19 protein-coding genes are annotated in these 22977 nt (G+C 49.7%); 8 read left to right on the plus strand and 11 right to left on the minus strand.

All coding sequences use genetic code 11. From position 1 onward, the window contains the following. Positions 1 to 202: 202 nt before the first annotated feature. From AWQ21_RS06850 to fba, 3 genes are all read left to right on the plus strand, one after another. Positions 203 to 2515, plus strand: coding sequence for a ribonucleoside-diphosphate reductase subunit alpha (locus AWQ21_RS06850; RefSeq protein ID WP_083997985.1), 2313 nt, complete (start codon positions 203 to 205; stop codon positions 2513 to 2515). A gap of 149 nt (positions 2516 to 2664) precedes the next feature. Beyond that, on the plus strand, positions 2665 to 3132 hold the full coding sequence (smpB, locus tag AWQ21_RS06855) for an SsrA-binding protein SmpB (RefSeq protein WP_012306970.1): 468 nt from the start codon (positions 2665 to 2667) through the stop codon (positions 3130 to 3132). A gap of 289 nt (positions 3133 to 3421) precedes the next feature. Further along, positions 3422 to 4495: a class II fructose-bisphosphate aldolase gene (gene fba, locus AWQ21_RS06860; RefSeq protein ID WP_030006557.1), complete on the plus strand. Its 1074-nt coding sequence runs from the start codon at positions 3422 to 3424 to the stop codon at positions 4493 to 4495. 254 nt (positions 4496 to 4749) lie between these two features. Here fba and leuC read toward each other — a convergent pair whose 3' ends face one another. Both leuC and AWQ21_RS06870 read right to left on the minus strand, forming a co-directional pair. Further along, positions 4750 to 6153: a 3-isopropylmalate dehydratase large subunit gene (gene leuC / locus AWQ21_RS06865; RefSeq protein WP_065713892.1), complete on the minus strand. Its 1404-nt coding sequence runs from the start codon at positions 6151 to 6153 to the stop codon at positions 4750 to 4752. Positions 6154 to 6202: 49 nt separating this feature from the next. Beyond that, the gene (locus AWQ21_RS06870) at positions 6203 to 7321 is read right to left on the minus strand and encodes a HAMP domain-containing sensor histidine kinase (RefSeq protein ID WP_065713893.1); all 1119 of its coding nucleotides are present in this window, start codon (positions 7319 to 7321) and stop codon (positions 6203 to 6205) included. Positions 7322 to 7874: 553 nt separating this feature from the next. On the opposite strand from AWQ21_RS06870, the gene AWQ21_RS06875 reads away from it, so the two are divergent. Further along, the gene (locus tag AWQ21_RS06875) at positions 7875 to 10217 is read left to right on the plus strand and encodes a sensor domain-containing diguanylate cyclase (protein ID WP_065713894.1); all 2343 of its coding nucleotides are present in this window, start codon (positions 7875 to 7877) and stop codon (positions 10215 to 10217) included. A 130-nt stretch (positions 10218 to 10347) separates the two neighbouring features. Here AWQ21_RS06875 and AWQ21_RS06880 read toward each other — a convergent pair whose 3' ends face one another. Together AWQ21_RS06880 and AWQ21_RS06885 are read right to left on the minus strand one after the other, a co-directional pair. Next, on the minus strand, positions 10348 to 11949 hold the full coding sequence (locus AWQ21_RS06880; protein ID WP_062433790.1) for a 2-isopropylmalate synthase: 1602 nt from the start codon (positions 11947 to 11949) through the stop codon (positions 10348 to 10350). Between the two features lie 401 nt (positions 11950 to 12350). After that, a complete protein-coding gene (locus AWQ21_RS06885) occupies positions 12351 to 12869 on the minus strand; it encodes an NYN domain-containing protein (protein WP_012306976.1) in 519 nt (172 codons plus the stop codon). A 271-nt stretch (positions 12870 to 13140) separates the two neighbouring features. On the opposite strand from AWQ21_RS06885, the gene AWQ21_RS06890 reads away from it, so the two are divergent. Further along, positions 13141 to 13647, plus strand: coding sequence for a ComEA family DNA-binding protein (locus tag AWQ21_RS06890; RefSeq protein ID WP_065713895.1), 507 nt, complete (start codon positions 13141 to 13143; stop codon positions 13645 to 13647). A 69-nt stretch (positions 13648 to 13716) separates the two neighbouring features. Then, a complete protein-coding gene (locus AWQ21_RS06895; protein WP_065713896.1) occupies positions 13717 to 14325 on the plus strand; it encodes a rhomboid family intramembrane serine protease in 609 nt (202 codons plus the stop codon). 34 nt (positions 14326 to 14359) lie between these two features. Here the strand turns inward: AWQ21_RS06895 and AWQ21_RS06900 are convergent, their stop codons facing one another. Beyond that, positions 14360 to 14806 carry a hypothetical protein gene (locus AWQ21_RS06900; RefSeq protein ID WP_065713897.1) on the minus strand — a complete coding sequence of 149 codons (447 nt, stop codon included), beginning with the start codon at positions 14804 to 14806 and terminating at the stop codon, positions 14360 to 14362. A 147-nt stretch (positions 14807 to 14953) separates the two neighbouring features. Continuing rightward, entirely contained in the window at positions 14954 to 15943 is a 990-nt protein-coding gene (gene moaA, locus AWQ21_RS06905) for a GTP 3',8-cyclase MoaA (RefSeq protein WP_065713898.1), read from the minus strand. A 287-nt stretch (positions 15944 to 16230) separates the two neighbouring features. On the opposite strand from moaA, the gene guaA reads away from it, so the two are divergent. Next, a complete protein-coding gene (guaA, locus tag AWQ21_RS06910) occupies positions 16231 to 17844 on the plus strand; it encodes a glutamine-hydrolyzing GMP synthase (RefSeq protein ID WP_269465849.1) in 1614 nt (537 codons plus the stop codon). 116 nt (positions 17845 to 17960) lie between these two features. Here guaA and AWQ21_RS06915 read toward each other — a convergent pair whose 3' ends face one another. The 5 genes from AWQ21_RS06915 to AWQ21_RS06935 form a co-directional block, all read right to left on the minus strand. Continuing rightward, positions 17961 to 19277 carry a cell wall metabolism sensor histidine kinase WalK gene (locus AWQ21_RS06915; protein ID WP_065713900.1) on the minus strand — a complete coding sequence of 439 codons (1317 nt, stop codon included), beginning with the start codon at positions 19275 to 19277 and terminating at the stop codon, positions 17961 to 17963. Beyond that, positions 19277 to 20206 carry a substrate-binding domain-containing protein gene (locus AWQ21_RS06920; protein ID WP_065715255.1) on the minus strand — a complete coding sequence of 310 codons (930 nt, stop codon included), beginning with the start codon at positions 20204 to 20206 and terminating at the stop codon, positions 19277 to 19279. Before AWQ21_RS06920 ends, AWQ21_RS06915 begins: the two co-directional genes overlap by 1 nt. Before the next feature lie 138 nt (positions 20207 to 20344). After that, positions 20345 to 21040, minus strand: coding sequence for a TIGR00266 family protein (locus tag AWQ21_RS06925; protein ID WP_065713901.1), 696 nt, complete (start codon positions 21038 to 21040; stop codon positions 20345 to 20347). Positions 21041 to 21079: 39 nt separating this feature from the next. Beyond that, the gene (locus AWQ21_RS06930; RefSeq protein ID WP_065713902.1) at positions 21080 to 21757 is read right to left on the minus strand and encodes a TIGR00266 family protein; all 678 of its coding nucleotides are present in this window, start codon (positions 21755 to 21757) and stop codon (positions 21080 to 21082) included. 9 nt (positions 21758 to 21766) lie between these two features. After that, complete coding sequence (locus AWQ21_RS06935; RefSeq protein ID WP_065713903.1) at positions 21767 to 22429, minus strand: TIGR00266 family protein; 663 nt, start codon at positions 22427 to 22429, stop codon at positions 21767 to 21769. A gap of 187 nt (positions 22430 to 22616) precedes the next feature. Here AWQ21_RS06935 and AWQ21_RS06940 point away from each other — a divergent pair, with 187 nt between their 5' ends. After that, entirely contained in the window at positions 22617 to 22940 is a 324-nt protein-coding gene (locus AWQ21_RS06940) for a DUF2605 domain-containing protein (protein WP_065713904.1), read from the plus strand. The last annotated feature ends 37 nt before the right edge of the window (positions 22941 to 22977 follow it).

Here is a 22977-nt window from a genome sequence, read left to right on the forward strand (position 1 = left end):
GAGGGGACAGAAAAAAGCGGGTTTTTCCCCGATTTTCCCTAGCGTAAATACCCCAAATTGACCCCAAAATTTTGTAAAAAAATTATTTGTTTTCCAAGCTTATCTAGTGTTAGTATATGCAAGCTTTCTGTTTTTCACCATAAATATGGTGCCATCTCTAAACAGAATTTTTTTAATTTAACCTCTTCATCCCGTCTGCCCTATGGATCTCCGTCAAGATACTGCCCCCTCCAGAAGCACCACTAGCGCCACTGCAATCTACTCTGCTTCCAGGGCGGCGGTAACACCGACGAAACCCCAGACCTATGTGATCAAACGGAGCGGTAAACGGGCCCCCCTCGATGTCACCAGAATTCGCAACGTGGTGCAATGGGCCTGTCAGGATTTAGAGGCCAACACCATTGAACTTGAAGCCGGCCTGAAAACGCGCCTCAAAGATGGGGTCACCACCCGGGAAATTCAAGAAAATTTAATTCAATGTGCCCTGGAAATGTGTAGTCCTGAAGAACCGGACTGGCGTTATGTGGCTGGGCGTCTACACATCTGGAGCCTCTGGAAAGATACCCTCGTGGCGCGCGGTTATCAGTATGGTCAATATTCCCAACTCGTGGCCGAAAAAGTCGCGGCGAAAGCCTACGACGAAAGGCTGTTGCAATACAGTGCGGCAGAGCTAGAGATTGCTAATGGTTGGATCAATCCTGATTGGGATATGGATTATGACTATGCGGGGGCGGTGCTGCTCACAAAGCGCTATCTTCTGGATGATGAACTGCCCCAGGAAGCGTTTTTAACCTGTGCTCTTCTCCTGGCTCTCCCGGAAAAACCAGAAAATCGGCTGAAGTGGGCAAAGAAATTTTACGAGGCGATCGCCCAACGGCAGATTTCTTTAGCGACGCCGATCCTCGCCAATTTACGCGTCCCCAATGGTTCCCTTTCTTCCTGTTTCATTATCGGCATGGAGGACAACCTAGAAAGTATTTTCCGGGAAATCACCAACGCGGCCCGCATTTCTAAAAATGGTGGCGGGGTGGGCTGTAATGTCAGTCGGATTCGCGCTACAGGTAGCCGCGTCATGGGTAAAGCGAATGCCTCCGGGGGCGTGATCCCTTGGATTAAACTCCTCAACGATACGGCGATCGCCGTTAATCAGGGGGGACGCAGAGCTGGGGCAATCACCGTTTCCCTCGATGTGTGGCATTTAGACGTGCCGGAATTCCTCGAAATGCAGACCGAAAACGGGGATCAGCGGCGCAAAGCCTACGATGTGTTTCCCCAATTGGTGGTCACCGATGAATTCATGCGACGGGTACAAAACAAAGAAGCCTGGACTCTGGTCGATCCCTATGAAATCAAAGAAAACCTCGGCATTGATCTCGCGGCCCTCTGGGGAGAAAAATTTGACGCAGCCTACCGTCAAATTGAAGCAAGCCTCGACAAAGAAATTAAGCTCTACAAAAAAGTAGATGCCCGGCACCTGTTTAAGGAAATTATGCGATCGCAGATCGAAACCGGGATGCCTTACATCGCCTTTAAGGACACCATTAACCGCGCCAACCCCAACCAACACGAGGGCTATATTCCTGGGGTCAACTTGTGCGTCGAATCCTTCTCCAATGTCGTGCCGGGTCAGCTTGCCCACACCTGTAACCTCGACTCTTTAAACCTGGCGAATATTGAAGCCGAGGAACTAGCCGATGCCTGTGAAGTAGCGGTGCGCATCCTCGATAACACCATCGAAATTACTAACACCCCCTTTGAAGACAGTAGCATCCATAACCAGCGTTACCGCACCATTGGCGTCGGGGCGATGGGCTTGGCGGATTGGCTCGCCAAAAATAAGCTTTCCTATAAAAATGTTGAGGCCATTGATCGCCTGTTTGAAGATATTGGCTACTATTGCACCCGCACCTCCGTGGACCTCGCCAAAGAACGGGGCGCTTACCCTGCTTTCCCGGGGAGCGAATGGAGTAAGGGTCATTTAATCGGCGCGAAACCGATTACTTGGTATCGAGAAAATGCCCACGAAGTAGACCGCTGGGAAAGCCTCAGTGAGGATGTGCAAAAGTATGGCATCCGCAACAGCCACATTACGGCGATCGCTCCCAATACTTCCTCTTCCCTAGTGCAAGGTTGTAGCGCGAGTATTTTGCCGACCTACAGTAAATTTTTCTATGACAAATGGGCAAAAGGCACCGTTCCCATCGCCCCACCGTTTATCGGTAAATCTTTCTGGTTCTACCAAGAAAACAAAAGTATGGATCAGCGGATTGTGGTCAAAGCCGTCGCGACGATGCAGAAGTGGATTGATACAGGCATCTCGATGGAATTAATTTTCAATCTCAACCAAGGTATTTATTTCCCCAACGAACCGGAACGAGCCTTAAAAGCGAAGGATATTTTTGAAATCTTGATGTTGGCTTGGGCTGAAGGATGCAAGGCGATTTACTATATCCGCACCGTGCAAAAAGATGACTTTAAAGAAGGATCTGAAGGCTGTGTTGCCTGCGCGAATTAGGAAACCTGCATCAAAAAATATATTGATCGAAAGCTTTTGCTGACCATTGCGGTTCATTAAGCGCCTGGTGGGAGAGGGATCAGGGGCTTCGGGGAATTTGTTAGGATTAGAGATTACATATTTCTTGTTCCGCAGTTGTTCAAAACCCTATGGCAGACACCAAAAAACCGATCAAAATCATTAGTGATAATCGCAAAGCCCGTTTCCAGTATGAAATCCTCGAAACCTTAGAGGCCGGGATTCAGCTCCAGGGAACGGAGGTAAAATCGGTGCGGGCTGGCAAGGTGAACCTAGGGGACGGTTATGTTTTGATTCGCAATAACGAGGCGTGGCTGCTCAATGTGCATATTTCGCCATACACTGCCAGTGGCCAGTACTTTAACCATGAACCCAAGCGCGATCGCAAATTATTGCTACACCGTAAAGAAATTCGCCGCTTGATCGGTCAACTAGAACAAAAGGGATTAACGCTGATTCCTTTAAAAATGTACCTCAAGGGCAGCTTAGTGAAAGTCAGCCTGGGGCTAGGCCGTGGGAAAAAGCTCCACGATAAGCGCGAAACGATCAAGCGCCGCCAAGATAGCCGGGAAATGGCGCGGGCCTTAAAACGTTATTAAACTTATCCAATACTGGAAAGTTTCCCCAAAAAGCACCCTGGGCCAATCAAAGGTGCAAGTAAGTTGTGGGGCGATCGCCTTGGAGAATATCCATATTCTTCGGTCATCCCTTTGATAATTGGTGGAGTGAAACCCAGTGATCAGAAATCCCCAACAATAAAGGCGATCGCCAAAACTCAACAAAAGCATTCGTCAAAAGGGTGAATGTATCTTAAGATTGTCAGATAAGAGAATTAATTTTCTTGACAAAATCACGAATAAAATAAGCAAGTAAGATAGGAGGACATCTATGGCTCTCGTCCCAATGCGTTTGCTCTTAGATCACGCTGCAGAAAATAGTTATGGCATTCCTGCGTTTAACGTCAACAACATGGAACAGATTCTGTCCATCATGCAGGCTGCTGATGAGACCGATAGCCCCGTAATTCTCCAAGCGTCCCGTGGTGCCCGTAGTTATGCCGGGGAAAACTTCCTCCGTCACCTCGTGCTTGCCGCCGTGGAAACCTACCCCCACATCCCCGTTGCGATGCACCAAGACCATGGCAACAGCCCGGCCACCTGCTATTCCGCAATCCGTAACGGCTTCACCTCCGTAATGATGGACGGCTCCCTCGAAGCCGATGCCAAAACTCCCGCGAGCTTTGACTACAACGTCAGTGTGACTGCTGAAGTTGTAAAAGTAGCCCACTCCGTTGGTGCTTCCGTCGAAGGGGAACTCGGCTGCCTTGGCTCCCTCGAAACAGGGATGGGTGAAGCAGAAGACGGCCACGGTTTTGAAGGTGCCCTCAGCAAAGAACAACTCCTAACCGATCCCGACGAAGCTGTCGAATTTGTTGAGCGGACCCAAGTAGATGCCCTTGCTGTAGCGATCGGAACCAGCCACGGTGCTTACAAATTTACCCGGAAGCCAACTGGTGAGATCCTCGCCATTAGCCGGATCGCTGAAATCCACGCGAAGCTTCCCAACACTCACTTGGTCATGCACGGTTCTTCCTCCGTACCCCAAGAGTGGCTCGACATGATCAACGAGTACGGTGGTGCCATTCCTGAAACCTATGGTGTACCCGTAGAAGAAATTCAAAAAGGGATCAAGAGCGGTGTTCGTAAAGTAAACATCGACACCGACAACCGTCTGGCGATCACTGCGGCAATTCGTGAAGCAGCGATGAAGGATCCGAAGAACTTCGATCCCCGTCACTTCCTCAAGCCTTCGATCAAGTACATGAAGCAGGTTTGTAGCGATCGCTATCAGCAATTCTGGTGTGCTGGTAACGCCAGCAAGATCAAGCAAATCCCCTTGGATGAGTTTGCGAAGAAATATGCTAGCGGTGAACTTGCAGCAAAAACTGCAGTTAACGCCTAAGCTTAAACTCCTTCCGGCCTTAGATGTTATTGTCTAAGCCAGTCTGACTTGAGTCCTATTCCAGTGAGAATAGGACTCACTTTTTTTGCTTAATGAAGAGGGGGAACTAGAGGGTTATCACTGAATACCACAGTTGCGAAATAACCCTCCCCTAGCCTTTCCAGTGGAAGGGAACCGGAAAGCTATTCCTTGGGGGAGGTGCCGAAGACAGAGGGTATTATCTCCAGAGAAAGATTAACCCTGGAGGCAATCATTTAGTTGAGGGTGCGCACATCGGTAACTTGACCTGTAACGGCGGCAGCTACGACCATCGCTGGACTCATGAGTAGGGTGCGCCCCGTCGCGGAACCTTGCCGCCCTTTAAAGTTGCGGTTTGAAGAAGAAGCGCTGATTTGGGTGCCTTCGAGCTTATCAGGGTTCATGGCCAGGCACATGGAGCAGCCGGGTTCCCGCCATTCAAAGCCTGCTTCGGTAAAAATTTGGTCAAGTCCCTCGGCCTCAGCTTGTTGTTTCACTTGCTCAGAACCGGGCACCACAAAGGCTTTTACTCCCGGCGCAACTCGATGACCTTTGGCGTATTTAGCCGCTTCTTGGAGATCGCTCAAGCGACCATTGGTACAACTACCGATAAAACAGACATCAATTTTGGTGCCTTGGATCGGTTGGCCCGGCTGGAGCTGCATATATTTGTAAGCCTCAGCGGCGATCGCCTGTTCATCTTCGGCCATCATGTCTGGGGTCGGCACCGATTCATCGACGCCAATACCTTGACCCGGCGTGATTCCCCAGGTGACGGTGGGGGCAATGTCTGCTGCCTCAAAGGTGATCACATCGTCATATTCAGCGTCGGCTTCACTGCGGAGGCTATCCCACCAGGCGATCGCCTTTTCCCAGTCTTCTCCCTTGGGGGCAAAGGGACGATCTTTCAAATAATCGTAGGTCACTTGGTCAGGATTGACATAACCACAGCGGGCGCCCCCCTCGATGGACATATTACAGACGGTCATCCGCTCTTCCATGGACATTTTCTCAAAGGTTGTCCCGGCATATTCATAGGCATAGCCGACGCCCCCTTTAACGCCCAGTTTACGGATAATGTGCAGAATTACATCCTTGGCATAGACGCCCGGTTGGAGATCGCCATTGACTTCGATCTTGCGGACTTTCAACTTCGCCAGGGCCAGGGTTTGGGAGGCGAGCACATCCCGCACTTGGGACGTGCCAATGCCAAAGGCGATCGCCCCAAAAGCTCCATGGGTAGAAGTGTGAGAATCGCCACAAGCAACCGTCATGCCCGGTTGGGTTAAGCCTTGTTCCGGGGCAATCACATGGACAATCCCTTGGCTCCCAGAGCCGACATTATAAAAACGAATCTTGTTAGCGGCAGTATTTTTCTCAAGTTCCTGCATCATTGCTTCGGCGAGGGGATCCGCAAAGGGCCGCGCTTGATTTTCTGTCGGGACAATGTGATCCACGGTGGCGACGGTGCGTTCTGGATACATAACCTGGAGATTGCGATCTCTGAGCATGGCAAAGGCCTGGGGACTGGTCACTTCATGGATCAGGTGCAGTCCGATAAATAGTTGCGTTTGGCCAGAGGGTAAAACTTTAACGGTGTGTAAGTCCCAAACCTTATCAAAAAGAGTGCCTTTGCTCATAGAACTGAATTGCTTAAGTACGCCAATAATATGCTGTGCAGAGCTTCAATCATACAACTTTTTTTTCCTCGCTTTGGGCAGGGGTTTGGGAGAGGGGTAAGGTAATTTTAAAGGTGCTACCTTCTTGGAGGCGGGAGGTGAGACTGATCTGGCCTTGGTGGGCTTCGAGGATCAGTTTTGAAAGGTGTAGCCCCAGACCACTGCCGCCGTTGTAATGCTTGCCTTGGCGAAACCGCTCAAAGATTTCTCCTTGATCTTCAGGGCTAATGCCGCTCCCTGTGTCGCTCACTTGAATTTGCACTTGGTCTTGGTCTATCGGGGTTAATTTAACGGTGACGTGGCCTTGCTCGGTAAATTTAATGGCGTTACTTACGAGATTAACTAAAACGCGATGCACCGCCAGGCGATCGCCTTCGAGCAATACAGGAACTTCGGGGAGTTCCCCTTGGAGTTGAAGCTGTTTTTCCTGCGCTAAAGGGCGTAGCTCCTCAAGGACATTGGTGATCATCGTCTTGAGATCCACCCGACTAAAATAAAACGTCTTCCGCTCGGACTCGTAGCGATAAACCTCCAAAATATTGTTCACCATCTCCAACAGGTTGGCATTACTGCGGGACATGGTTCGTAAAACTTCTTGCATTGCTTCCGACAATTCCCCCAAAGCCCCCTGCAAGAGGAGATTGAGCATCCGATCCGCCGCAATCAAGGGGGTACGCATATCGTGGGTCAACCGGGAGGCAAAGTCTTCCCGCTGCCGGACAATCATATTTTTTTCATCAACGGTATGTTTAAATCGCAGCAGCGATCGCACCCGGGCAATCAGTTCATCAATCTCAACGGGTTTACGGATAAAGTCATCGGCACCAATATCCAAACCCAAGGCAACACTTGGTTGGGCATGGGCCGTGATCAACAGGATCGGAATATAGGGAATATCAGGGTCGTTGCGAATGTGCCGCGTAATCTCAAAACCATCCATGTGGGGCATCATCACATCGAGCAAGATTAAATGGAACGGCTGCTGTGCCACAAGCTCTAGGGCCTTGCGACCATCATTAACCGTCACCAGGTCTAAATCTTCATCTTCTAAAATGCTCTGGATCAACAATAAATTATCTGGCGAATCATCCACGACCAGAACACGATCACGGTTGCTCAGCGAAAACATGGCACATCACCCCAGGTTAATTTCGACTCAACTGCTGGTTGAGCAGCCGAATCCCCCATTTTAAACGTTGAACCCGATGGCAGTTACGGCGCTGCTTCTCTAGCTTCATTATACCCAGGCCATTACAGGGAAATGGGACAATTAATAAGTTTAAATACTCAACTCCTTTAATCGGGCGATCGCCCCTTTTCGCCAAATCCGATCAAGTAATTTTCAGTCGCTCTAGTCCGCATTATCTCCCCCCAAAAGAGTCTCCCAAAAAAGAAGTCAGATTAGTCCAATCAATCCTTAATTTGACAAAGAAAAGAAGAGAAATTTGGTAGGATAGAAAGGCTGACTCTGTCCCACATCAATGGTTTATTTCCAAATAAGGGCTTGAGATAACGGCTAAGGGATCAAGTTTCCCTTTTGAACAATTGTTAACAGCTAGTACGGAGAAGTCCTCTTTTTGTTACTAACTTTTAGCCCCCCTCGCACTCGCCCTAGATCAAAAACATCAGAGCAGGTTGTGTAACAAGAACAGAAGGAACGTTGGATTAGGAATAGAGACTTTATGATTAATAAATTGCCAGATCAAGGGGGGCAACCACCGAGGGGAGTCGGCAGTTTTGCATGGTTAATTGAGGCCTATGGCCAGGCGATCGCCCTATTAGAAGATCAAGCGGCCCAAATCGAAACTTTAGAAAATGAAAAAAATCATATCGCCAACCAATATCGAGAGGCGCTCCAACAATACCATCAGTTAAAGGAGCAATACGATCACCAATACAGTCAACAGTACCAAGAATATTTTTCGCTGCCCCTTCCCTGCTACCGTTGGCAAGCCATTGAGGGGGAGCTTTATCTATCGGACTTTAATCCGGCGGCGGCGCGGTTCAATAGCCAAGCACTCCAGCAGCCTGCGTTGAATCTAGGGCAACGACCCCAGAAAATTTTTGCGGCCTTACCGACTCTCTACCATCATCTAGACAATTGTCTCAAGCAGGAGGTCTCGAACAGTCAGCGGTTGCAATTTATTCGTTTAAATTTGTACCTCCGGGTGGAGTATGTGTTTATTGCTCCAGATCAGATCTTGATGTGTATTCTCGACGAGAGCGAGCAACTCCTCACGGAACAACAACTCCGTCAACAGGTGCGCCAACAGTCGGCGATCGCCAAACTAGGGAGCATCAGCCTCAACGCGTCAGATTTAGCAAAATTATTCCGTCAAGCGGTGATTTTCGTGGCCCGCACCCTGGAAGTTCCCTATAGCTGTCTCTATCTGAAACAAAAAAAGACCGCCATCTGCACCCTAGAAGCGGGCTATGGCTGGCCCGTCGATCTCATTGGTTCGATCACAGTGAGCACAACCCCCGATAGCCATGTGGGTTATACCCTGACCCAACAACAATCGATCAGCATCGAGGATCTACGCGTTGAGAGTCGTTTTCGGGGCGAAACGTTACTGCACAATTATCAGATTATCAGTGGGGTCAGTATGCTCATTGGCCCAGCCGACAATCCCTGGGGAGTGCTGGCGGTCTATAGTACCGAGGAACGTCATTTCAGTGGGGATGAGGCTTATTTTCTCCAGGCGATCGCCCATGTTTTGTCCAGTAGTATCGAACGCGATCGCCAGGCATCGGACATGAACCTGTTACACCGCTCGATTAACGTGATCCGTCAGGGAGTCGTGATCACCGATGCCCGAGAAGAGAATAATCCAATTATTTATGTCAACCAAGGTTTTGAAAAAATTACCGGCTACACCGCAGACGAAATCCTGGGGCGTAACTGCAATTTTCTCCAGGGCCGCGATCGCCAACAGCCATCCCTCACAGAATTGCGAGCCGCGATCCTCAAGGGTCAAGAATGTAAGACCACTCTCCGCAACTATCGCAAAAATGGCGAACCCTTTTGGAATGCCCTCCACATTTTTCCGGTACGCGATCCCGTCGGTTATCTGACCCACTTTATTGGGATCCAAACCGATATTAGCCATGAAAAGGCCGCCGCCGCTAATCTACAAAAAACCGAAGCGCAATTTCACCAAACCTTCCAACTCGCCCCCATCGGCATGGCGATCACCAACCTAGAAGGCCACTATGAACGGGTTAACCAGGCCTGGTGCCGCATCATTGGCTACGATCAAGAGGTACTGCTACAAAAAACCTACCTAGAGTTGACCCACACCGATGACCAAGCCGAAGATGAACGCCTCAATGACATCCTGCGCCAAGGCGATCGCCAGGAATTTCAGCGGGAAAAACGCTACATTGCCCAAGATGGTCAAGACGTCCATGTTCTAGAGCAAGTCGCCCTCGTGCGTGATGCCGAAGGAAAACCCCTCCATGTGATTCGGCAAATGGTTGACATTGGCGATCGCAAACAAATTGAACAGCGCCTTGTCCAAGGAGCCTTCTATGATCACCTCACCGGCCTCCCCAATCGCTCCCTCCTAGAAGAGCGCCTAGAGCAAGTCATTAAACAACAACAACGCTATCCCCAGCACCACAACGCCCTCTTATTCCTTGACTTAGATTATTTCAAGGCGATTAACGACAGCCTCGGCCACCTCGTTGGCGACCAGCTCCTCCAAGAATTTGCCAAACGTATTTGCCAATGTCTCCGGGATGCCGATACCTTAGCCCGTCTGGGGGGTGACGAATTTGTCGTGCTCCTCACCGAAATCGCCGAAACCCGGACTGCCTTTGAGGTGAGCCAACGGATCCACAAAGCCCTACAAACTCCATTTGAACTAGCGGGCCAGTCCCTATTTGTGAAAGTGAGCATCGGTGTTTTGCCTAACCTTGATCGATATCTCACCTCGACAGGCATTTTACGCGACGCCGACTTAGCGATGTACCATGCCAAAGCCAAGGGCCGCGCCCGTTCAGAAGTCTTTGAACTACCGTAAATTAGCCCACCCAAGCCAGCCGCAGACGCAGCTCCAGCCCAACGCATAAAAAAAGAGACTTTTTCCTCAATTAGAAAAAGCCCCATCTACAAAAAGCTGGAAAAAGTGAGCAGATTAACTGCCGCAACAACTACAGGGAAGCCTTCGCTGGATTAGCGGAAACATCTTCCTGAAGAGCTGCATACAAACGATTCAAAGCGCTGATATACGCCCGGGCCGACGCCACCACAATATCTGTATTTGCCGCATGGCCAGAATAAATTCGTCCCTCGTGCCGCAGACGAATCGTAACTTCACCAATAGCGTCAATGCCCGCCGTCACTGACTGTACAGAATATTCAATTAATTCATTGGGCACCTGCACCACCCGGTTAATCGCCTTATAGATGGCATCCACAGGCCCGGTACCAATGGCGGCATCGGTTAATTCTTTTCCTCCGGGGGTGCGAATCGTAATGGTGGCCGTGGGTTGGGCATGGTCACCACAGGAAACTTGCACTAGCTCCAGACGGAATAATTCGGGGGGTTGCTGGGTTTCGTCCTTGACGATCGCCTCCAAATCCCAGTCGGTAATTTCTTTCTTCTTATCGGCTAGATCTTTAAAGCGTAAAAAGGCTTTGTTGAGATCATTGTCAGACAGGTCGAACCCTAATTCCGCTAAGCGGGTGCGAAAAGCATTCCGACCAGAATGTTTACCCAAGATAATTTGATTATCGGTCAAACCGATGGACTGGGCATCCATAATCTCGTAGGTGAGCTTGTTTTTCAGAACGCCATCCTGGTGAATACCAGACTCGTGGGCAAAGGCATTCAGACCAACAATCGCTTTATTCGCTTGGACAGAAAGCCCCGTGAGATTAGAAACCAGGCGAGACGTTTTGTAGATCTCTTTGGTATTGATATTGGTCAAGGGCGCTTCTGAGTCAGCGGGACGACCGAGGAAAGGATTGTAATATTGACGGCGTACATGGAGGGCCATCACCAATTCTTCGAGGGCGGCATTTCCGGCCCGTTCGCCAATGCCATTGATGGTGCATTCTAATTGTCGCGCACCATTTTTTACGGCTTCGAGGAAATTGGCCACGGCTAAACCCAAATCGTTATGACCATGGACAGAGATAATTGCTCGGTCAATGTTAGGGACGTTTTCTTTGATGCCTTTGATCAGAGCGCCAAATTCAGCAGGGGTCGTATAGCCGACGGTGTCAGGGATGTTGACGGTGGTCGCCCCAGCATCAATCACGGCTTCGAGGATCTGGTAAAGGAACTCTGGATCCGAGCGGCCTGCGTCTTCGGGGGAAAATTCCACATCATTGGTGAAGGTTTTGGCGTAGGCCACCATCTCTGGGGCGATCGCCAACACATCCTTGCGACTTTTGCGGAGTTTGTATTCGAGGTGAATATCAGAGGTGGCGATAAAAGTGTGGATTCGATTTTTAAAAGCAGGTTTGAGGGCATTTCCCGCCGCTTCAATATCGCCCTTGGTGGCCCGGGCTAAACCACAGATTGTTGGCCCATTTTCTGTACCGACTTCGGCGGCAATGCGTTGAACAGCATCAAAATCACCCCGACTCGCCCTAGGGAAACCCGCTTCAATGACATCTACACCAAGTCGCGCTAGGGCACGGGCGATCGCCAGCTTTTCGTCTCCATTGAGGGTTGCCCCCGGAGATTGTTCACCATCCCGTAATGTTGTGTCGAAAATAATAATGCGATCGTCTTGGTTGTTCATCATTTCCCGCTCCCTTAGCGTGAAAATAGTCTAAATAAAAACTCTATGTTGATTGGAATAAAAGTACTGGCTATACCCAATTTTAAGGAGTCAATAGCTATCTCCCTAGGATAAACCAATTCCTTAGAAATTAGATATTCTGCCGTAAAAAAGGATTAGTAGCATTCGTCCAAGGCATAACAGATGGTCAGGCGCAACAGGTTGCTTCCCTCGCAGGCAGCTTGGTGAGCCAAAGTCCAGAATATCGGTAGCGGACAAGAGGAGAGTTATGGTTGCTAGTTATTGAGGACAGCCACGCTACTAGAGCACAACACTCGTTTTTGGCCTGAGTCTAGTCAACAATAGCGATCAATAATCAACAATTCAAGAAATTTAAAGGCTTCTACAATTGCCGTAATTAGTTAAGGTTCTGTTTTTTCAATTTCGGCCCGCAGATTATTTAAATCAATGTAACAATCCGTGGCATTTCTCAGTTCCCGCGCAATCATTCCTTCCGTTGAAACAACGGTAATGTGAGTGTTTTTTGAGCGCAAAAGTTCAATTGCTCGTTCAAAATCACCATCACCACTAAATAAAATAACTTGATCATATTGATCGACTGTATTAAACATATCGACCACGATTTCAATGTCTAAATTTGCTTTTTGAGAGTAGCGACCGGAGACATCATCGTAGTATTCTTTGAGAATTTTTGTGCGTACCGTATAACCCAGACTAATTAAAGCATCCCGGAAACCTCGCTGATCTTGGGAGTCCTTTAGGCCTGTGTACCAAAAGGCATTAATCAGGCGCACGGTGGGATCGCAAGTAAAATAATCTAAAACACGACGGGGGTCAAAAAACCAATTATTTTTCTGCTGTGCATAAAACATATTATTCCCATCTACAAAAATAGACAGGCGACGCTGATAAAAGTTCATAGCAAAATTGGCCCTAAAATAATAGGGTGATTTTTAAATATAGGGTTTTAGTTTGGGTTTAAATAAAGGGAAAAAATTTTTCCCTCGCAGTAAAAATAAAAGAGAAATATAGTGTAGGTTAGCAGATGGACTAGGCCAGGACTTTCCTACGGAATAAGGCATAAAAATAAGTCTATCGGCCTATTGTAAAGGCTAAGGGATCGTTTCGGCAATGATAAAAAATAGAGGCGATCGCCTGTAGAGTAAACAAGATTGAGGCCCGCAAAAAACCATGAATTTTCTCCGGAAAAAGCAATTACAGCAACGCCTGAGGGAAGATCCGTACTATCGCCTCCGCTCCCTCGAAGAAGTCGCCCTCGCTGCGGCCATGGGCATCAAGATCGATGTTAACCAAGCTACCGTCGATGATTGGCTCCGGCTGCCAGGCATTTCCATTCACCAGGGGCGATCGCTCGTGCAGCTCACCAGCCAAGGAGTACAGTTCTATAGCCTCGATGATGTGGCAGCGGCCCTAGGAATTCCCGTGCAGCGTCTCCAGCCCTTGGCCGCGATCCTCAGTTTTGCCTACTATGCACCAGAATTAGCGCCAGAACAAATTAACCTGAACCGCGCTGATCTTAAGACGTTAGTCAATTTTGGCGTCGAGGCTCCCCTAGCCCAACGGATCATTACAGAGCGACAACAGGGTCATTACCGTGATTTCGCAGATTTACAGAGTCGGTTACAGCTTTCCGGCGCTCAGATCATGCAGTGGTTGCACTTGTTTCGTTTTTCGTGAACATAGCCGTCCGATTGACCGCGAAACTTGTTAACGTGGGAAGAAATATTATGATTTTTCGCCGAATCCATGACCCATCAGCGCGATCCCGAAGCCCAGGCTGTTGCCCAGGAATTAAAACAGCAACTCATTATTTTGGGTTTGTTTCTAGCGAGTTTTTGGGGCCTGGAAATTAGTGATCAGTTTGTTTTTCAAAATCTTTGGCGGGGTGGCCTAGATGTGTTCGGCATTCTGCCCCGACAACTGCTGGGACTAAGGGGAATTTTCTTTGCGCCCTTTCTCCATGGTGGTTTCCAGCACCTCGTCACCAACTCGATCCCCTTTGCTCTGTTGGGCTGGCTTGTGATGCTTGACCGCATCCGTGACTTTTTTACGGTCACCTTAATCACAATGCTGGTCGGTGGCCTGGGGGTGTGGCTCATTGGCGCCCAAAATTCTGTGCATATTGGGGCCAGTATTTTAATTTTTGGATATTTAGGATTTTTGTTATTCCGGGGTTACTTTCGGCGGGATATCCCATCCATTGCCGTTTCGCTCTTGGTGTTTTTTCTCTATGGTGGGGTACTCTGGAGTGTTTTGCCGACGACCCCAGGGGTGTCTTGGGAGGGGCATTTATTTGGACTCATTGGCGGGGCGATCGCCGCGAAATATCTCAATCCCCGTTCCCCTCACCGCTGATTCATTGCCCCGTTTGTGCTGCTTCTTCGGGCCGCTATTCTGGGTCATTTGTCTCAAGCATTTGTTCCGTAACGGCTGCTGATTCTGTCATATCTAAGGGCGCATTGGTGTTTTGCCACAGGGCAAAGGCAGAGACGGCCATTAGGATCACCGAGGCGATCGCCAAACTCCCCGCCGCTAGGTGGTGCTCCCAAGACCACACCTGCCAAAACTTTCGGGGTAAGGGGGCCATTTTTACGCCGGGTTGCTCTTCTGGGGCGATCGCCAATGCTCCGGCATCGTTGAGATAAATCAATCGCAATTGCATCAACCGCAGCAGAGCTTGATCAATATCTTCGCCGCTGGCCTTTTCCGTGAGAAATTCTGCAGTCCAGACTTGAAAATACTGTAAATTCAACTCCTCTGGCTTCGTTTGGTTTTGCTGAAAATGGAGCCAATGGTAAAGGAGAGTTTCGCAGGGGGTAAGGCGTTCTTTGATCATAGGTTTGGACTAATGCACAAATCGAAATTTATTCGGTAACATTTGCTACAAATATTCTAGAAAAAAAAGCTCCCTTTGGGGAACTCGATTCACGTTTATTGACGTTTTGTGCCCAGAAATGTAATGAAGCCCAGACAATACAGCCCTTTAGCCGCCAATTTGCGACATGGTGCGGCCATACTGACCTGTGGTGGTGCCCATATCGCGCATTTTGAAATTAATCTCCGGTTTTTGGTCGAGAAGCGCTTTGACCTTCGCTCTGATCTCCCCAGGATGAACCCCCGTCCGGAGTAATGTTTTGAGATCCATTTGTGCCGCTTCATTTAGTAGACAAGGCCGGAGCCAACCATCTGCCGAGAGGCGCATCCGGTTACAGCGATCGCAAAAACATTCAGACATTTGGGAAATAAACCCAAGCGTCCCCTTCGCCCCCGGAATCTTGAAAATATCTGCGGGGCCATTGCCTTGAACCAGCGCCGTTTCTAAACCCCATTTCGCCCGGATCCGTTGCCGCAGTTCCTCGGAAGGAATCCAGGCCCGTTCATTAAATAATTTGTCGTTGCCGATGGGCATAAACTCAATAAAGCGCACATGCCAATGGCGATCGCCCGTCAACGCCGCTAAATCGAGCACCTCTTGATCATTGACTCCAGGGATCACCACCACATTGAGCTTGAGGGGGTCAAAACCGACGCGATGGGCTGCTTGGATGCCATCCCAAGTTTGTTGCCAGCGGCTCTTCCCCCGGTTACCAATAATTTGATCAAAGGTCTCAGGCTTCAAAGAATCTAGGCTGATATTGAGGCGATTGAGACCCGCATCATAGAGATCTTGAGCTATGTCCGCCAGGAGATAAGCGTTCGTGGTCATGGATAAATCCTCTACCCCCGGCAAGTGGGCGATCGCCCGGACAAGAGGAACCAACTGGGGACGCAGGAGAGGCTCTCCCCCTGTAAGGCGAAATTTACGGAATCCCAAGGGAATAAATACCTGTTCGAGGAGCGTTAAGATTTCTCCATTACTCAGTTGCTCTGAGGTCAGCAAATATTGGAGACTCGCTTCATCCGGAACGCAGTAATGGCAACGAAAATTACATCGATCAATCAAGCTAATGCGGAGATAATCTACCGGATTCATGCTTACTGCTACCACGACAAATAAAGGACAAGCTTTCTTTGAGGATACAGAAGATAACGATCCTCTGCCTGGTTCAGATCAGACTTTAAAAAAATATCGATCTGTGTTATTTTGTTCGGAATATTTATTTGCTCTATAAATACCGTTTTTAATATCCCTTCAGCATTCACAATTTTCCCCAATCTCCACAGCAACCCGGCGAATGCTGTTGCTGGGAAACGCGACGCCTTGGATTTTATTCCTGGCCCACCTTACTGTTAACTTCCACTAGGGATTTTTTGCTGAACGTGACTACGACTCCACTCCAAAAACCGATTGACGCCACTAATACAGGCAGCAGTCTTCAACGCCAAATTATCGTTATTTTAGACTTTGGCTCTCAATATTCTGAGCTGATTGCCCGAAGAATTCGCGAAACGGAAGTTTACTCTGAGGTTATTTCCTATCGCACCAGTGCTGAACAGTTGCGGCAACTCAATCCCAGTGGGATTATCCTCTCCGGTGGCCCCAGCTCTGTCTATGACGATTATGCTCCGGCCTGTGACCCCGAAATTTGGAATCTCGGTATTCCTGTCCTTGGGGTTTGCTACGGGATGCAGCTGATGGTGAAACAACTCGGCGGCACCGTCGAGCGGGCCAAGCATGCAGAGTATGGTAAGGCATCTATCTTCATCGATGATCCCACCGATCTGCTGACCAATGTGGAGGAAGGTTCCACCATGTGGATGAGCCACGGGGATTCCTGTGTGCAGCTACCCGACGGTTTTGAAATCCTCGCCCATACGGACAATACCCCCTGTGCGGCGATCGCCCACCATGGCCGTCAACTCTACGGGGTACAGTTCCACCCAGAAGTGGTTCATTCCCAGGACGGGATGGCTCTCATCCGGAATTTTGTCTACCACATTTGTAAATGTGAACCCACCTGGACCACAGAAGCCTTTGTTGAAGACGCGATTCGGGAGATTCGGGCCCGGGTCGGTGATCAACGGGTACTCCTGGCTCTTTCTGGGGGCGTTGATTCTTCTACTTTGGCCTTTTTGCTCCACCAAGCCATCGGTGATCAACTGACCTGTATGTTCATCGACCAAGGCTTTATGCGGAAAGGGGAACCGGAACGCCTTGTGGAAATTTTTGATGAGCAATTCCACATTCCCGTTGCCTATATCAATGCCCGTGATCGCTTTATCGACAAGCTCGCAGGGGTTACAGATCCCGAAGAAAAACGTCGTCTCATTGGCCACGAATTTATCGCCGTCTTTGAGGAAGAATCAAAACGCCTTGGCCCCTTTGATTACCTCGCCCAGGGGACTCTGTACCCCGATGTAATCGAATCCGCAGACACCAATGTTGACCCCAAAACGGGGGAACGGGTCGCGGTCAAAATTAAGAGTCACCACAACGTCGGTGGCTTGCCAGAGGATCTGCGTTTTAAATTGGTTGAACCCCTCCGTAAACTCTTTAAGGACGAAGTGCGTAAGGTGGCGGCTAACATCGGTTTACCCGATGAAATTATTCGCCGTCACCCCTTCCCCGGCCCTGGCCTCGCAATTCGGATTATTGGAGAAGTCACCGCAGAGCGGTTAAATATTCTCCGGGATGCGGACTGGGTTGTGCGGGATGAAATCAAAAAACAAGGGGTTTACAGCGATTTCTGGCAAGCCTTTGCGGTCTTACTGCCGATCCGCAGTGTGGGCGTGATGGGCGATAAGCGCACCTATGCTCACCCTGTTGTGCTACGGATGATTACCAGTGAAGATGGGATGACAGCGGATTGGGCTCGCCCTCCCTATGAGCTTTTGGAAACCATTTCTAATCGCATGGTGAATGAGGTGAAAGGGGTTAACCGGGTGGTCTATGACATTACCTCCAAGCCCCCCGGCACCATCGAATGGGAGTAAGCTATTACCCCTAGCTCCCCTTCAGGAACACCCATCTAGCTCCCCTCAAGGGGAGATTGAGAGTCCCGCAGGTGAAAACTGTTGGGGCTTTTTTCTTGGGGAGCAACTGATCTTGCTTAGGTCGCTCGTGGTAGAGAGACAGAAAATATTGTGCCTTGGTCTTTGCTTGCGACGGTGATTTTGCCTTTATGATTTTTGGCGATCGCCGCCGCAATGGCGAGACCAAGACCGGAGCCAGTGCTACTTTCCCCAGGATTCGTCCGGGCGGGATCAAGGCGATAGAAGCGGTCAAAAATATTCGGTAAATTGTCAGCGGGAATGCCGATGCCATTATCTTTGACCGTCACTTGGAGGATTTCGCCTGCGGTGCGTCCTGTTTTTTCCTTGAGGGCCATGGTGACGGTGATTTGTCTGGGTTTATCGCCCCAATCCCCCGGAAAAGCGTAGGCGATCGCATTGCCGATCAGATTGGTAAAGAGTCGCGCCATTTGGTCCCAGTCGCCGAAAATTTTGTAGGGTTCCTCCGTGGCGGCTTCTCCTAAAATATTCAATTGCAACTCAATTTTTTCCTGGCGACAGCTAGCCCGTTGTTCTTCAATGACTTCTAGCAACAGGGCATCTAAGGGGATCAGTTCAAATTCCGCCTGGAGAACCCCGCTATCACTGCGGGCGAGAAATAAGAGATCATTCACTAGACGGCCCAACCGTTGGGTCAACCGTTCAATTACCTTGAGGTTTTGTTGCCGTTGGTCGGGATCTGGGTAGGCGATCGCCATTTGCACATTGGTTTGGATCATCGCAATGGGATTACGCAGCTCGTGGGACGCATCCGCCGTAAATTGCCGCAATTGTTGATAAGACTCCTTTACCGGTTCAATGGCAATGCCAGACAGTAACCAACCAATCACCGCCCCACAGGTAATCATGATCGCGATCCCCAGGCTGAGATCGAGGACTAATTTCCGAATCGGTCGCGTCACCTCAAACCAAGGATGGCTCACCCGTAGATAACCCAAGACGTAGCGATCTACTTCGAGGCGATCGGTGATTTGTCGCAGCAGATAATCATTTCCTAGACGCACCGTTTCTCCCCGGGGGTGCAACTCCAAGGGTAAGATTAACGGTTCCGAAAAGGTTGACCAAAGCAATTCTCCGGCTGGGTTGAAAAACTCCAGGTCAATGCGGTCATCCTCGACGGTGGGGGACTGTTGCCGAAAACTGGCTTCTAGATTGATGTGGTAGCCCACGGGATCATCTGGCTCAATGATTAGCGATCGCTCCACCACTTCCACCACGTGCTTTAGGGTGTCATCGATGCGTTCAATTAAGGTATAACGAACATAAAAATAAACCCCCGTCGCGAAAACCAAAAGCAACACTGCGGTGATCGCTGTATACCAGAGGGCCAGACGATTACGGGTGGTTTGAAACATTACTGTTGCGCCGTTTGGATCAACTCCGCTCCCACAGGGGTGCCGACAAAACCGAGGAAAGCCTCAACCTGGGGGGAAGCGGGTTCTTGATAAGCATAATAAAGGGTGCGGGTGTAGGGATAAAGATCCGATTCCGGCGTTACCCCATCGATGGGCACCGTTCTCACGGTTTGCTGATTGGCAATTTGGCTGTAGGTGGCATAACTGATTCCGTCAGCGCCCAGGGCTCGCAAAATCGGCGTGGTGGCGTCCTGTTCTAGATTGGTGAAATTAGGGCCATTGCCGAAGTTTGCCCCATTAAGCACTGTTTCTTGGAAAGTTTGGTGCGTGCCGCTGACCGGGGGTCGATTGATCACTCGAATTTCCCCCGTGGCCTTATCGGTGATCGCTGACCAATCGGTAAGATTCCCTTGAAAAATGCCCTGTACCTGTTCCCCGGTCAGCCCGGTACTAAATGGATTTTCCTTGGCGACCACAATGGCAATGGCATCGGTGGTAATGGCGATCGCCTTGAGGCCCTGTTGGATTTCTTCCGGTTGGAGGGGACGGGAAATCGCCGCGAGGTCAATATTTCCTGCCAGCAGATCCTCAAGGCCTCTACTGGAACCATTAGCCATCGTTTCAACACGGGTCTGGGGATATTGCAGCTCAAACCGATTTTTTAGGGCAGTGTTAATCTGCACCATACTGGTAGAACCAGAAATTTTTACCACTGTCCCCGGAGCCACCATTGCCGGCGGACTAAAAGGATTGTCCGTTGCTTGGGAAGGACGGGTGATCGCCCCATCCTGAGAATTCGTATCCGTCCCATTGGGAGACAAACCCTGGAAACCAGAGCGGTTCAGAAACCACCAACCACCGCCCCCCAGAATTCCCAGGGTAACGGTGAGGGCCAGCATTAGAGGCAATGTATCGTTTTTCTGGGCCATGACTGCTCCCACTGCATCCATCAAGAATGCCTTTAGGATACCCTACCTATTACGCGGGCGGTATCTGCCACTACAAGGACGGCTCCTCGAAGCATTCCCCAAGGAAAAAAGCAGTCCACCATCGCTAAAAACCAGACCCTAATCGCTCTTCACCGGTCGGAAGGGATAAAGGAAATTCATAAGTGGGAACAAATTGCGAGATTGTACCCAGAGCTTACCCCGACCACTAAAGCGACAGACTAGCCCTTCCCCACCGAGAATACCCGTCCGCAAACCCCGGAAGGACAAGCCACCAATCATTTCCACGTTGTATTGCAACGTATCCTCAAAGGCAACAATGTAGCCCGTATCCACCACATAATCCCCTTCGACGGGAATTTCGATAATTGCCCCGTAGGAACTAAACCAAAAATCCCCTTGGCCCGATGCCCGCAGGAAAAAGATCGATTCCCCCGTAAAAAAGCCCTTCAGCCCTTGGAATTTTGTATCCAAATCCACCGAAGGACTAGAAGCCACAAAACCCGAAGACTGCACCATCAGACTTTTAGAACCGTCTAAATGATAATGGGTCACATCTCCCGGTACCCCTGGCGAGATATAGAGTTCCCCGGCGCTATTTCTGGCGGTAAATTCACTGATAAATAGGGATTCTCCACTGAACATCCGCCCGATGCCCTTCATCAAGCCCCCCCGCATCTTCGATTTCATTTCGATGTTGGCATCCATGGCCGCCATGGCCCCCGCTTCCACGAGCAGGGTTTGGTTGGGCGGTAAGGTCACAATGAGCGAGGCATAGGAAGGATTATTTTCAACGCGAAATTTAAACTGAGACATAATTTTCAAGCACTTTCAGCACTGGCTTCAAAGGACAACTTAACGGGGTGGTAATTGGGAGCCGACCAGGGAACCGAAGGCTCCAGGGTTATGGGTTTGACAGTAAAGTTTGCCTTTCCCCCGGAAGCGACAGACTAGACCTTCTCCGCCGAGGAATGCACCGATCCAAGAGGGGTTTGCTTTACCCACGGTGAAACTCAGGCTCTTTTCAAAGGCAACAATATGGCCTGTATCAACGACGTATTCGCCGTCTATATCCACTTCGTAAATGGCCCCAAAAGACGTGACCACCAAAGGCCCTTGGCCGCTAATGCTGAGCCAAAAGATAGATTCCCCCGAAAAGAAAGATTTAAAGCCTTGCCAACCGAGATCAATGTCCACATTTGGGCCAGAGGCAAGGTAAGAAGAGGCCTGGACAACAAATTCATCGCCTCGCATTTCGTAGAGGAGGAGGTCTCCCATCAGCTTGGGAGCAAACCAAATTTCGCTGTTAGGTAAGGGTGCCCGAAAAACGCTTAAAAAGAGGGATTCCCCGGCCAGCATCCGTTTTAGTCCCCCCATAATGCCGCCCCCTTTGCCTTTGCGGAGGGTCGTGCTGGCATTGATATTGCCACTCATGGCAACCATTGCGCCGGCCTGGGCAATGATTTCTTCGCCAGCATCGAGGGTGACATGGGCGATCGCATTATCTGGTTGATGTAAGAGTTTAATTTCCATAGCTACCCCCTAACGACATTTTGGACGTAAAAAGCCCACAAGACCCGACACACTCCGCGATTGGAGATAGATTCGGCCACGGCCCTTGAGTTTATTCACCAGGCCTTCGCCGGAGGTGAGGGAACCAAATAATCCCCCAGACATCCGGATATTCATCGTGATGCCCGGATCGTAGGCAACGAGGTGACTATTATCGACGATAAATTCCCCGGCAATTTGTTTTTCGATGATGCCGCCATAGCAGCCGTAAAAGACCCGTCCACTGCCTGTGAATTGCAGTTTGAAGAGACCTTCCCCCGCAAACCAACTGGCAAAACCAGCCCAACGGATTCCCATTTTTGCGCCGGGGGTATGGGCAATGTAGGCACCGGGCTGAAAACAGATCGGCCCCTGGGACAGATCAATGCGGTGGATATCACCGACTATTGACTGCGTTAAAATGACAGTCTGGGGTCGCTGACTTGTGTTGCGATAGACATTCACAAATAGGGATTCTCCCCCAAATAAGCGACGGAGAATCGCCGGGAAAAATCCCCCCGAAAATTCAGTTTTCATTAAGATTCCGCCATCCATGCTGACCATTGCACCAGATTCGGCTGTGATCTGTTCGCCGGGTTCGAGGGTGACAAATAGACAAGCAAAGGCGGGTTTGTAGCGGATTTCGTATTTCACCGTGACTCCACCATGATGAGAGTTTGAACAAACTAGCCCAATACAAGCTAATTCCCCTTATTTTTAGCAGGGCAACGGGAGTGAAGAAATGTTTGTTAAGGTTGCTTAATAGGGAAATCATCCTCGCCAGCGGCGATCGCCCCACAATGTTAAGATCTGTAAAGAAAATCTCATTTTAAAAATATTTATGTTTTCTCCAGAACCTGCCAATGAAAAGCAACTTTTAAAGGCTGTGCTGGCCCCGCTTTTAGATGATTTTCTCTACTGGTTTGATCTATCCCTCACAGCCCTCGAAAAAAAATCCTTAAGTTTTATGGCCCCTGGTGAACAGGAAGACTTAATCGCCCGCATTCGCCAGGCCCAGGGAGAGGTGATGGCCACCAAGTCCCTTTTTCAGGCAATGGATGGGAATGCTGGGGTCGATGTTCAGGTGTTGATGCCTTGGCACCAATTGGTTTCTGAATGTTGGCAAGTGGCCCAGAAGCGGCGTCAGTTAGAAGGAGAAGCCTAATTTTGAGCCTGTTTATACTTGGTTTGACGGTAAATAA

Source organism: Picosynechococcus sp. PCC 7003 (assembly GCF_001693255.1).
Taxonomy (GTDB): Bacteria; Cyanobacteriota; Cyanobacteriia; order Cyanobacteriales; family MRBY01; genus MRBY01.